Annotated in this window: 7 protein-coding genes; 4 read left to right on the top strand and 3 right to left on the bottom strand. The window is 43.7% G+C overall.

What is annotated here, in order from left to right:
• Positions 1 to 4: 4 nt before the first annotated feature.
• Positions 5 to 868, top strand: coding sequence for a phosphatidate cytidylyltransferase (locus tag D464_RS0105985; RefSeq protein ID WP_018910594.1), 864 nt, complete (start codon positions 5 to 7; stop codon positions 866 to 868).
• Positions 869 to 1,337: 469 nt separating this feature from the next.
• Positions 1,338 to 1,985, top strand: coding sequence for a SprT-like domain-containing protein (locus tag D464_RS0105980; protein ID WP_018910593.1), 648 nt, complete (start codon positions 1,338 to 1,340; stop codon positions 1,983 to 1,985).
• 19 nt (positions 1,986 to 2,004) lie between these two features.
• Here the strand turns inward: D464_RS0105980 and D464_RS0105975 are convergent, their stop codons facing one another.
• Together D464_RS0105975 and D464_RS0105970 are read right to left on the bottom strand one after the other, a co-directional pair.
• Positions 2,005 to 3,633 (bottom strand): RagB/SusD family nutrient uptake outer membrane protein, encoded by a 1,629-nt coding sequence (locus tag D464_RS0105975; RefSeq protein WP_018910592.1) that lies wholly within the window; start codon positions 3,631 to 3,633, stop codon positions 2,005 to 2,007.
• Between the two features lie 33 nt (positions 3,634 to 3,666).
• Positions 3,667 to 6,402 (bottom strand): SusC/RagA family TonB-linked outer membrane protein, encoded by a 2,736-nt coding sequence (locus tag D464_RS0105970; protein WP_018910591.1) that lies wholly within the window; start codon positions 6,400 to 6,402, stop codon positions 3,667 to 3,669.
• Positions 6,403 to 6,570: 168 nt separating this feature from the next.
• On the opposite strand from D464_RS0105970, the gene D464_RS0105965 reads away from it, so the two are divergent.
• Entirely contained in the window at positions 6,571 to 9,738 is a 3,168-nt protein-coding gene (locus D464_RS0105965; protein WP_024985691.1) for a glycoside hydrolase family 2 TIM barrel-domain containing protein, read from the top strand.
• 639 nt (positions 9,739 to 10,377) lie between these two features.
• On the opposite strand, the gene D464_RS0105960 is transcribed toward D464_RS0105965, so the two are convergent.
• Positions 10,378 to 11,781 (bottom strand): C1 family peptidase, encoded by a 1,404-nt coding sequence (locus D464_RS0105960; protein WP_024985692.1) that lies wholly within the window; start codon positions 11,779 to 11,781, stop codon positions 10,378 to 10,380.
• Between the two features lie 246 nt (positions 11,782 to 12,027).
• Here D464_RS0105960 and D464_RS0105950 point away from each other — a divergent pair, with 246 nt between their 5' ends.
• Positions 12,028 to 12,849 (top strand): ABC transporter ATP-binding protein, encoded by an 822-nt coding sequence (locus D464_RS0105950; RefSeq protein WP_024985693.1) that lies wholly within the window; start codon positions 12,028 to 12,030, stop codon positions 12,847 to 12,849.
• Positions 12,850 to 12,865: the final 16 nt, after the last annotated feature.

Here is a 12,865-nt window from a genome sequence, read left to right as displayed (position 1 = left end):
CGCCATGAGTGATAAACTTAAGAACCTAATCGTGCGTGCCCTCACTGGAATCGTATTCGTTGCTATTATGGTGACGAGCATCATCAACCCACTACGACTCACGTGTTTGTTCCTCATCATAACGGGAGCAGCTATGTGGGAATACACGGGATTGGTGAATAAAATAGACGGTGTAAAGGTCAATCGTTTCATCTCTACCGTAGCAGGAGCCTACTTCTTCTGCGCTGTAACAGCTCTACAAGTGAATATGGTGACTGGTTTTATCGTCTTCGTACCGTATGTTCTCACCCTTATCTATCTCTTCGTTGCGGAACTCTACCTACAGAATAAGAATCCAATGCATAGTTGGGCTTACACAATGTTAGGTCAGATGTACATTGCCTTCCCCTTCTCAATGATGAGCGTGTTAGCCTTTCAGCAGAAAGGCTTTGGTATGACAACCTTCGATTATCTCTTACCATTGAGCATATTTATCTTCCTTTGGGCAAATGATACGGGTGCTTATCTTAGCGGCTCACTCTTTGGCAAGCACAAACTCTTCCCACGCATCAGCCCGAAGAAGAGCTGGGAAGGAAGTATCGGAGGGGGTATCCTCGTACTGATTATCGCTGGCGTGATAGGCTATTATGCTAATTCAGGCAATAACACTCACCTCCTCAGTATGCCAGAGTGGATTGGTCTGGGGCTGGTTGTCGTTATCTTTGGAACATGGGGCGACCTTGTTGAGAGCCTGCTCAAACGCACTATCGGCATCAAAGACAGCGGTAATATCCTACCGGGACATGGCGGAATACTCGACCGATTCGACTCATCGCTTTTAGCAATACCCGCCGCAACGATCTATCTTTACACCCTGTCTATATGCTAAGAAGATAGATAAACCATCTCTGATGTAGATGTTTAAATACCAATCAAGTAAGGACAAACGAAACTGTCAGTCCTTACTTGATTGCTTTTTACCCACTTCGTCCAGCCCTCACGCCTCTCACTTCGTGCGTTAGCACATAGCAGGAACAGAGGACGGAAGAGCCATCTCTCAAGAAATATAACGTCACTTTAACCGATGAAACATATAACTTAGCCTTTTGTACACACCTGTACAATCCATTGTCACGATGAAGACAATCCATTATCACGCTGGGTACAATCGATTATACAGCCGGTGTATAATTGAGTATCACCTATGTGATACTCGAATATCATCAGCATGATACTCGAATATCATACAAGTGATACTCGAATATCATGCGTATGATACTCAATTATACCGCTGTGTAGAATCAGTTATAATACAGAATTTAACCTGTCTAACTAATGACTACTGTCACACATTCAATATGAAGCAAAACCTCACAATAGCCTATCTTAAAGAGGCATTCACACACTATAACCAGCTTATCTTTCAAGGGGAACTTCCCTTGCCTGCGCTTAAATTGTCGAGAGGCAAGACCCGTCTCGGACAGATGGCATGCAAGCGACGAACGCATTGGAGGCGCACCATTTATTCCGATTACACCATTTCCATCTCCACATACTATGCGTTAAACAAGGAGGAGATTGATGATGTGCTCATCCATGAGATGATACATTATTATATAGCTTACACGGGGCAGAAGGATACTTCGGCTCATGGTGTTATCTTCCGTCAGATGATGGCTGACATTAATCAGCGTTTCGGTAGGCACATTACCATATCCACACGAACAAAGGATATTCCTACTCGCATTGCACAAAAGCCTAAGAAATTTCTCGTGGTGGCATTAGAGACGATTGACAAGCAGTACTTCCTCTCTTCTGTTATGCCGTCAGCTGCAAGAAAGGTAGCCAATATGATTAGTCGAAGTAGGGAGATTAAGAAGTATAACTGGTATTACACTTACGACGAATACTTCCGTGACATGCCACGCGTTCGGTCGCTTCGCGGTCGTAAGGTATCACTGGAAGTATATATAGCAATGAGGAGTAAGATGGAACGCATAGAATAGGTTCCATCTTACCAAACTATTAGGACAAAGGCTGGCGATAGCCTTTATTCTGTTTCAAACTCTTATTCAATGCCATAACACGAGTTGGAATGGGGAACACGATAGTGTGCCGATCCGCCTCACCTGTGCTATTTGTCTTCTGGTCATACACCCGATGGAACAGGTCATAGCGTATGAGATCGTTCCGCCTCCAGCCTTCCCACATCAGTTCCATCAGTCTTTCGGCAAGGATGTTATCGAGGGTAGCTTGCCTATACCCCATCCCACTGCGTTGGCGAACAGCATTTAGTTCGTTATCTGCAACCTCCCCGTTACGCGCTTTTGCTTCTGCCTTCATTAAAAGCACATCGGCATATCTGAAGAGTACTATGTCGTTATCGGGGCTCTTACCGTCGTTATATGCGTTCCTATCTACCTCGTATTTAGCCATACGGGCACCCGCTGTCTTAACAAACGGACTATTTGTTAAATTCACCTCAACAGCCAACGGCATATAGATTAGCGGTTCGCCATCTTCAAGACGTACAATCTTCCCATCGACGCGCACCGTGTCAGAGTATAAATTAACTGTATATCGCTTGTCAACATGGCTCGTTCCGTAACCGAAAGTACGCACAGCAGTAAGCGTTGCACAGGCACCATTCTCTGAGGAAGTACCCACTGCGCCACCATGCGCATAGTGACGAGAGCGGAAAAGATACTGAAATTGATTCTTATAGAGTATCTTGTTCATCGGAATCACAAATATATTCTCTACTGATGTCTCATTGTGTACGGCGAAGTTACTGCTATAATCGCTTGCTAACGTGTAGCCGTCTGCCGTTATCTTATCACAATAATACTGGCAAGCCTGCCACGCATTCAACTGTTGCCCATCAATGGTGAAGAAGATGTTAGTCCCATTGGGACGCTGGTTGTCAGTCCAATCAGCATCCGTATATACCTCCGCATTGAGCATTAACTTAGCCAACAGGAAGTCAGCGACAGGCTGTGTGACACGCCCATAATAGGCTCCCTCCAAGTTACTATGTGCCTTTGGCAATAATGGTTCGACCTCTTGTAGCTCTTTGACAATGAACTTGAACGCTTCTGGTCGGCTATATTGCTTACTAACCTTCATGTCGTCAAGTGTGTTAGCAGCCAATGGGATGTTACCAAACATATCCATGATATAGAAATAGTACAATGCTCTTAGTGCTCTCACTTCAGCTTGATAGGAAGTGTATTGGCTCTCGGTGAGCAGATCCCGCTTCTCATCTATAATCCTCAAAGCGTCATTACAGAACACAACCACCTTGTAGAGATACTTCCATGTGTCGTAGAGCGACTGGTCATCAGCCGTCCAACGATGCAGATAAAGATTCTCCCAAAAGCCACCATCGTACCAATCACCCCCTCTAACAGGGATGATTGCCTCGTCAGAAGTGAAGGTATTGTAATCATAAACGCCCCTATAAGTGCCTTGCAAGCCCTGACTGTCGGCATTACCACCAATATAATTATATAACGTGGCAACGGCATTCACATACACATCCTTAGCCGATGTGAATACTTGGTCTTCGTCCAGACTCCCTTTAGAGTGCTCATTCAAGCAACTAGAGAAGGTAAAGATAGCCGCAAAGAGTAATAAACGTGGAATATATCTCATGCTGTGAAGGGTTTAAAATATTAATAGCTTCCATCAGAACTTAAGGCTTAGTCCCACCGAGAAGGTGCGATAAGGAGGATAAGTTCGCTTGTCATCAATACCTAATGTGTTATCTACTACGTAACTATTTATCATTGGTGTCAATCCACTGTAGCCCGTGATAGTAGCGAGATTATTGATGTTGAATGATAAACGCAATGACTGGATGTACTTGTTCTTAATAGGAGTATTCCACCCAATGGTGAGATAATCGAAGTTAAGATAGTCTCCCTTCTCCAACCAATAGTCGCTCACATTCTGGTCAACGATGTTCCGCTCTGGTGCAACAGACAACACATTATAATCAGGGAAGTTAGACATATTGAGGTATGAGAGCGTCGTTCCGTTGAATATCTTATGCCCGAAGGCTCCGTTCATCTGCAAGGTTACATCAATATTCTTATATCTGAAGCTGATATTAGAGCCGAGTGTCATCTTTGGAGTAGCCTGTCCTGCAATATAACGATCACCATGATCACTAAGATCTATTGTGCCATTGTTATCTAAGTCAGCGATGTCATACTTCATGTGTCCATGCCCGTTATCAACGAGTCCTTTGCAGTGAGGAAGATAGAAAACTCCCAGTGGCTGCCCAACTATCTGATACAAGATGTGGTTATTACCCCCATGAAAGCCCGCACCATCCATTGCGCCAATAGGAGTAATCTTCGATGCCGTCATCTCGTGCCCCTTATAACTACCGCTCAAGGACAACAGTTTGTTCTTCTGCCAAGCCATGTTAACATTGATGTTCAGTTCCATATCCTTTCGAGCAATAGGCACAATGCCCACACCAAGCTCAAATCCACTATTCGACATAGAGCCTATGTTCGCCAATAACTTATCAAAGGGGAAGTCTGGAACAGGCACATCATACTCATAGAGCATGGCTGTTGTCTTCGAATAATAGTATTCGGCGGTCAAGAGGAGGCGGTTATTAAAGAAGCCCAAATCCGTTCCGACGTTGAAAGTACTGCGTACCTCCCACTTTAGATCGGGGTTACTATTACGCAAGATACCCATTGTTGTGGTTGGAGTTCCATTATACGATACCACTCCAATAGGTGTATATTGCTTTAAAGAAAGGTAAGAGCTGATAGCTCCAAGGTTACCCGACCTACCATAACCAACCCTCAGATGAAGCAAACTAATCGCTCTCATGTTACGCAGGAAAGCCTCTTTCTTCATATCCCACGATGCTGAAATAGAAGGGAAGAAGCCCCATGTGTGGTCTTTACCCACCATTGATGAGCCATCGGCACGCATAGACATATTCAATGTGTAACGGTCCAAAAGATTGTAAGAGAGTGTTCCCATGACGGATGCTAAACTCGGATCAGCATAGCTACTACCCGTTCCCTCATAAGGTCGGACGGCTCCCGCACTAAGATTATCATAGCCGAAGAGGTTACTAGTCAATCCCTTTACTTCTGTCCAGAAAGCCCTTGTCTTGCTCTGTTGATATTCACCCAAAAGGGTGGCAGAGAGGGCTTGATTGTCCCAACTATGCTTCCAATCAAGTTGGAGATTACCTAACAAATCCTCCGTCTTACGCTCTCCTCTATAGGCTCTTCCTTGTGCCCATACCCATGTAGGAGCGAACTTCCCATTCTCTGTTGATGTATAGGAATAAGAGCCCAAAGCCGATAGCTTCAAGTCATGTGACAGCTGATATTGTAATTGCAAATGGGTATTGAAAGTTAGATTCCGCTCATCGTTACGCTCCTTCAATAGCGGTGCGGGGGCAGCAATCTGCGATGAGTTGCTATTGCGTTGCCACCCATCTCCAACCTTATGAAAGGCTAATGTAGGATTCATAGACGCTGCTGAATAGACAAGCATGTGCAGGTCATAGACCTTATTATCCTGTTGAGACGAGCCGAAGACACCAAAGTCTATCTTCAACTTCTCGTCAAATGCCAACTGAGAGATGTCTAGCTTGGCTATAAAGTTATTGTAGCTTCGATTCTTAATAACGGTTTCTCCACGCATATAACCTAATGACGCACGATAATTCGACTTATCACTACCACCGCTAAAAGCTATATGATGTGTATTTAAGAAGCCCGTTCTGGTAATCTCCTTTTGGAAGTCTGTATCAAAGCCTCCATCATTATAAACCAATCCCAATGCTTTTGCAGCATTTCTATACTCCGTTGCATTCAGCATTCGAAGTTGTTTATAAACAGACTCAAAACCTATAGTTCCATCATAATATATCTGGAACTTACCTCCATGACCGCGTTTCGTCTTCACTTCAATGACACCAGAAGCACCACGAGAACCATACTTTGATGTTTCTGAAGCATTCTTCAAGACCGTGAAACTCTCAATATCTGCAGGGTAGATGGTTGAGAGCGTGGCTAAGTCGGAAGATACTCCATCAATAATAACGAGTGGGTCGTTGCCACCAGTTAATGACGTAGTACCACGGACACGCACACTTGTGAGCATTGCCATTCGGTCTTGTCCGTTAGATACCATATTAACACCCACGACCCTACCTGATAGAGCATCAAGTGCCGAACTTACCAATCCTTTATTCATTTGTTCTGCTCCCACCTTTGCCATCGAACCAACGATTGGTAAGGTATCATTTACGTGGAATAAAGGTTGCGTTTGAACTTTTCGAGTGCTTCTATGTCCCTTCTGCGCTTGTGCTACCCCTATTGAATGGGTCAACAAAAGGCAACAAGCAATTGAACATACTATGATGTACCGACTAGTCATATTATGGATAATAAATGTTATGTATGCCGTTCTATGTAGCAAATATACATAAAATTTGATAGATAAAACGCTTGTTAAGGGAATTTTTGCTAATTTTGTTGGTGTTTTCCTCATGCGTGTTACGCATATAAGGAGCAGTATAAAAAGAAACCTAAAGTATTGATCAACATGGAAAAGATAATCCTTACAGCTTTATTGATGGGTTTGTCTGTCTCTGGGCTACATGCTCAAAAGCCACAGATAGAGCCTACCTTCACAGAATGGCACGATTTACAAACAAATGCCGTCAACCGATTTGCAACGCACACGGACTTCTTTGCTTTCGCACCTAACGATGAGTCAGCATGGAAGAGGAATGACCGTAAAGCCTCAACAAACTATCTCTCATTAGATGGAGACTGGAAGTTTAATTGGGTGGAACATGCTAATCAACGTCCAACAGACTTCTTTCGCACTGATTATGACGATTCACAATGGAAGACCTTACATGTTCCTGGTATCTGGGAGATGAATGGTTACGGCGATCCTGTGTATGTGAACGTTGGCTTTGCATGGCGAGGTAACTTCAAGAATAACCCTCCTGAGGTTCCAATTCAGGATAACCACGTCGGCTCTTATCGCCGTACTATCACAATACCAGACAACTGGACGGGCAAACAAGTTATTGCTCACTTTGGTTCGGTGACCTCCTGTATCTATTTATGGGTCAATGGTAAGTTTATTGGATATAGTGAGGACTCTAAGATCGGACCTGAGTTTGACATCACCAAATACCTAAAGAAGGGTAAAAACCAGCTCGCTTTTCAAGTCTTCAGATGGTCGGATGGCAGTTATTGTGAGGATCAGGACTTCTGGAGACTTAGCGGTGTAGCACGTGAAAGTTACCTTTATGCACGTGATGCTAAGCAACACTTGGATGACATCCGTATTACTCCTGACCTCGTAAATGACTACAAGGATGGTACACTCAGCGTCAACCTTCAGCTTACAGGCAATACAAAAGCCTTCTTGGTATTGGAGGATACGGATAATAACCTTGCCTGTAAGACAGTCGTAACACCTGATAAAGCAGGACAAGCAACGGCTTTGATGGAATTAAGAAACCCAAAGAAGTGGACGGCAGAGACACCTTATCTCTATAATCTCTATGTTCATGTAGAAGATGCCAAGACTGGTAAAGCCATTGAGACTATACCCCTCAAGGTAGGATTCCGTAAGGTGGAGATAAAGAACTCACAAGTTCTTGTCAACGGACAACCCATTCTCTTCAAGGGTGCTAACCGACACGAAATGGATCCAGATGGCGGTTATCTCGTTACACGTGAGCGTATGATACAGGATATCCAGATTATGAAACGTCTTAACATCAACGCTGTTCGCACCTGTCATTACCCTGACGACCCATTGTGGTATGACCTTTGTGATGAGTACGGACTATATGTTATAGCTGAAGCTAACCAAGAGAGTCATGGCTTCGGATACGCTAAAGACGCTCCATCAGGTACTCCCCTCTTTGCGAAACAGATAATGGAACGCAATCAACACAATGTAGGAACTAAGTTCAACCATACTAGTATCGTCTTATGGAGTTTAGGTAATGAGACTTGTTATAGTAAGAACTTTGACGATGCTTACAATTGGATAAAATCACAAGACAAGAGCCGTCCTGTGCAGTATGAACGGGCGGAGAAAGAGGGCTACGCAACGGACATCTTCTGCCCTATGTATTATCCACCAAAAGACTGCGAAGCCTATTCTAAAGATCCAAACTATACACGTCCTCTGATTCAATGTGAGTATAACCACACTATGGGTAACTCGGGTGGTAACCTCAAAGAATACTGGGATTTGATTCGTAAATATCCTAAGTTTCAAGGTGGATTTGACTGGGACTTCGTTGATCAAGGTCTACATCGTACACCGCATTTCGACGCTTCTCGCACTACAAAAGACTATGAGCAATTAGCCAAAGAAGCGAATGTTGAAACAGAATATACCTATGGTGGCGATTACAACAAGCATGACCCTTCTGACAACAACTTCAACTGCAATGGTATCATCGGACCTGATCGTCAATACAATCCACATGCTTATGAACTTGCATACGAGTATCAGAACATTTGGGCGAAACCGATTGACTTGAAGCAAGGAAAGATACAAGTTCATAACGAATACTTCTTCCGTAACCTCAATAACTATCGAATGGAATGGTCATTGATGGACGAGGGGAAAGTTGTGAAACAGGGTACGATTGAAACGCTGGACATAGAACCGCAGCAGTCTGCTACTTACACTCTTCCAATCAACGGACAGGACTTTGACGGTGAAGGACTACTGAATATTGACTTTAAACTAAAGTCGGCTGAACCGCTCATGGAGGCTGGTCAGACTGTAGCAAGCATGCAGATGGAGGTGAATCCATGGCAACCAATGCCCAAGATGGAGCCCGTTTCGACTGCAAAGGTTAAGGTTTCTGACAACGTAAAGGCTGGTGAGGTGAGCTTCACAAGTAAGGACTTTGAGATTGTATTCAGCCGTCAGACGGGTCTGTTGACACGCTATGAAGTGAACGGAAGAAACCTCTTGGGCGAAGGTGGAACACTAAAACCTAACTTCTGGAGAGCCGTAACTGACAACGATATGGGGGCTAACTTCCAAAACAGATTAGCGGTATGGAATAATCCAAAGATGGACTTAAAGCAAGTTTCAGTAGCACCTGCTACGAGACAGCTAACGGCAGTCTATGATATGCCCGATGTAGCTGCAACATTACACCTTATATATACTGTAGCACTAGACGGAGCTCTTCATGTGAGCATGGAAATGCAAATGAAGGAGGGTTCGAAGGCTCCTATCCTACCCCGCTTTGGTGTGTTGATGCAATTACCTTACGACATGGATCAATCCACTTACTATGGTCGTGGACCTATTGAGAACTATTCCGATCGTAAATACTCACAGCATATAGGGCTCTACGAGCAGTCTGCTGATCAGCAATTCTTCCCTTACATTCGCCCTCAAGAGACGGGTACAAAGAGTGACATAAGATGGTGGAAGCAGACAGATAACGATAAATTTGGATTCAAAGTGTACTTCGACGAAGCTCCATTCTACGCCAGTGCGCTACATTACAACATAAGTGACTTGGATGAAGGAAAGGAGAAACACCAACGCCATAGTTACCAAGTTCCAACCTCAGAGTACACTAATCTTACCTTAGATGGTTATATGATGGGAGTCGGAGGAATCAACTCTTGGGGTGAAGAACCACTACCACAATACCAGTTACCAGCGGTAGATAGGGCTATACACTTCTGGATTCAACCATGCAAATAAGGTACTGAGTTTAATTCAAAATTCATAGTTCATAATTCAAAATTATGATTACTTCGAGTTGACGAGTTGACAGGTTAACGAGTAAACAAGTTATTTGTTCTGTGGGAAACAATACTATCTACTCCCCTCTCCATGCGGAGAGGGGCTGGGGGTGAGGCTCTTAAGTAGGGACAGACGCCCTCGTCTGTCCGCTACAACATTCCACCTTACATTACAAGCAACCTCCCTTATGCGGACAGACGAGGGCGTCTGTCCCCACTTTAAGGCACTTTCTGGACTGCAAAACTCTTCCCTAATTAACTCCCATGAGGCACTCCTCCCCTTAGGGGAGGCTGGGTGGGGTTTCTGGACGAGGGCGTCTGTCCCTACTTCAATGCACCACCTTTTATTGAAGTAGATGATGGTTAGAATCAACGAGAGGCTTTCTTTAAAACAAAGAGACGCCCTTCTCATATTAAAGAAACGCCCTTCTCCAATGGAGAAGGGCGTTTCTTTATTTACAAGCTATTGTTCATCACTAACAAGGCTGTGCTTCATTACACTTTACACGTACCTTTATTGTACTGTCCCTCATAGTTCCTTTAATGACATCCCCTCCTTTCGGAGGGGCTTGGGGAGGCTTTATTTTATCAGAACAACCTACATATCCTCCTGGAACAATGGGTCTTCTGGCACCACCATAACAGGCTTCTCTTGTGCAGCCTTTAGAACATTAGCAGGCGCATACTTCGTATCTACCACCAGTCGGAACATATAGTCATTGAACCAGGGATTGGTCATTATCAAGTAACCATTCTGTCCGTAAGTAGCTCCCCAAGAGTTTTCTACCTTCCACTTCTTCGGTTGTCCCTGCTCGTCAAGGTCAACTGCTGTAAGCGTCATGGCATGTGTTGAACCACTATCGAAGGTCGCAATGCGATCCGCCTTATTCATAGGGAAGGTCGTACCATACAATGTTCCGTAATCGTAGTTATCGGTATCGAGGTATCCACGAGTGCGATCCAACTGCTTGCCCACATCGTAACTACTGTACATCTTAGTCGAATCCTTCAACGAAGCAATAGCCATTTTATCGATCTCCTCCATAGGGAGATTAACATACTTCCAGTTATGTCCATCGTAAGTATGGCGGTCGTAATCAATCTCGTAAGTCTTATAATAAGGTCGACGAGGGTCGTTCATCACCATAATAAACGTACCGTTAAGAGGACCACCAACCGTTTCTTTGTAGAATTCCTGCGGTGTATAGGTCTTCACCTTACCCACTTGTTTACCGCTCTTATCCTTGTAGGTGTAGTTGAAAGACTTAACTGGTTCACCAAGAGAAAGCGTCAAGATGTGATAGATAGTACCTAACATCTCTGTCTTACGGGACTTGATGCTCGCTTTCGATTTCTTATCTGCTACCATCTTACGAAGCTCCAATCCGAACTCACGTAACTTAGAAGCTATGATGCGAGACATACGTGAGGTGTTCTCTGCCGAGTACGTTTCTGGCATTGTTTCCATCGGTACTAAGCCATACTTCTCCACGAGGTCTGCAACCCCACAAAACGTCCCTCCGTCCCCGATGGGGTTCTTAAAAAAGAACTGAACTCGTGGGTCGTCGATAGGTTTATTAGCATTATCTATAACGCTCTGAAGCATTAGGTTGGCTTTTTCCAACTGGTCATAAAAGGAGAGATAGACATGCGAATACTCTACATGTAACGTGTCTTTATGGGCACGAGCGAACTTAGAACGCAAGACATTAAGCCCCGTAAAGAGCCAACAACGTCCTGAACTCTTTTGGTTCTGAATGTTTTGTTTAGGCGTTTCAACACTGAAATAGGTATCAATAGGACCTGCATTGCGGAAGTTGCGAGCCAAATCATCAATCGAATTAGTGGCTATCGCATTAGATAAAGCACGGTCAGAAGCTGTCAAGCCTGACTTCTGGATCTGCTGTAACATCTGCTTATCAATACCTCCATCTTTGGTTTGTGCTTGTAGAGAAAACGCTATGCTCAATAGCCCACAAGCAATCAACATGTTTCTTTTCATCATTATTTATTGTATTGGTATAGGGTTATTACAATTCACAAAGATAGTACTTATTTCCCAAATCATCTATAAGAACAAATGGAAAAAAGCCTTGCCTTTTTTGCAAAAAAACATTAAAACATTTGGAAGGAGCCGTTTTTTCAACTACATTTGCAGTGTATTATTAAAGTAGTACACCATTACATGCAATCAAAACAAGCATTTAAAGACATTCAAAACATAACCCCCTTAAAACAAAAAGGAACTATGATTCAAGTTAACAAACTCACTTTCAGTTATCCAGGAAGCAAACACAAGGTGTTTGATGGGCTGAACTTAGAACTCAACGAGAGCCGTATTTATGGCTTATTAGGTAAGAATGGAATGGGTAAAAGTACCCTACTCTACCTCATTGCAGGCTTATTAAAACCTTCAAAGGGCACAGTGATTGTTGATGGATACACCGCTTCACGGCGTTATCCAGCAATGTTACAAGAGATATACATCGTCCCTGAAGAGTATAACTTGCCTGACATGAGTCTCAAGAATTACTTAGCTGTACACGAGAAGTTCTATCCGAACTTCAGCAGACAGACCTTAGAAAAGTGCTTACAAGACTTTGAGATGCCTACAGATGTAGACATGAAGCAGCTCTCCATGGGGCAGAAAAAGAAGGTGTATATGAGTTTCGCACTTGCCACTGGGTGCCGACTTCTATTGATGGATGAGCCTACCAATGGGCTTGACATCCCATCCAAAACACTCTTCCGAAAGGTCGTTGCAGGTAATATGGCTGATGATTCGTCATTGATAATATCAACTCATCAGGTGCACGACATCGAACAGCTGTTAGACTACATCATAATATTGGACAACTCAAAAGTGCTTCTTAACGATTCAACGGAAGCAATTACTTCAAGGTTTCGATTCGATGTTCTCCAACCCAGCGAGATGGATAACTCGGTGCTTTATGCTGAACCTTCTCTACAAGGAAACAGCGTGATCTGTAAGCGTAAAGAGGGTGATAAGGAGACCTACATCAACTTAGAACTCTTATTCAATGCGGCAATTCAAGGTAAACTAAAGTAAATATAAAGGAGGACAT

Source organism: Prevotella veroralis DSM 19559 = JCM 6290, from assembly GCF_000377625.1.
Classification (GTDB): Bacteria; Bacteroidota; Bacteroidia; order Bacteroidales; family Bacteroidaceae; genus Prevotella; species Prevotella veroralis.
This window is presented reverse-complemented; position numbering and strand designations above follow the sequence as displayed.

What these genes read in the sequence shown, in the direction of transcription:
- D464_RS0105985 (WP_018910594.1), top strand. Translation starts at nt 5, where the DNA reads ATGAGTGATAAACTTAAGAACCTAATCGTGCGTGCCCTCACTGGAATC.
- D464_RS0105980 (WP_018910593.1), top strand. Translation starts at nt 1,338, where the DNA reads ATGAAGCAAAACCTCACAATAGCCTATCTTAAAGAGGCATTCACACAC.
- D464_RS0105975 (WP_018910592.1), bottom strand. Translation starts at nt 3,633, where the DNA reads ATGAGATATATTCCACGTTTATTACTCTTTGCGGCTATCTTTACCTTC.
- D464_RS0105970 (WP_018910591.1), bottom strand. Translation starts at nt 6,402, where the DNA reads ATGACTAGTCGGTACATCATAGTATGTTCAATTGCTTGTTGCCTTTTG.
- D464_RS0105965 (WP_024985691.1), top strand. Translation starts at nt 6,571, where the DNA reads ATGGAAAAGATAATCCTTACAGCTTTATTGATGGGTTTGTCTGTCTCT.
- D464_RS0105960 (WP_024985692.1), bottom strand. Translation starts at nt 11,781, where the DNA reads ATGAAAAGAAACATGTTGATTGCTTGTGGGCTATTGAGCATAGCGTTT.
- D464_RS0105950 (WP_024985693.1), top strand. Translation starts at nt 12,028, where the DNA reads ATGATTCAAGTTAACAAACTCACTTTCAGTTATCCAGGAAGCAAACAC.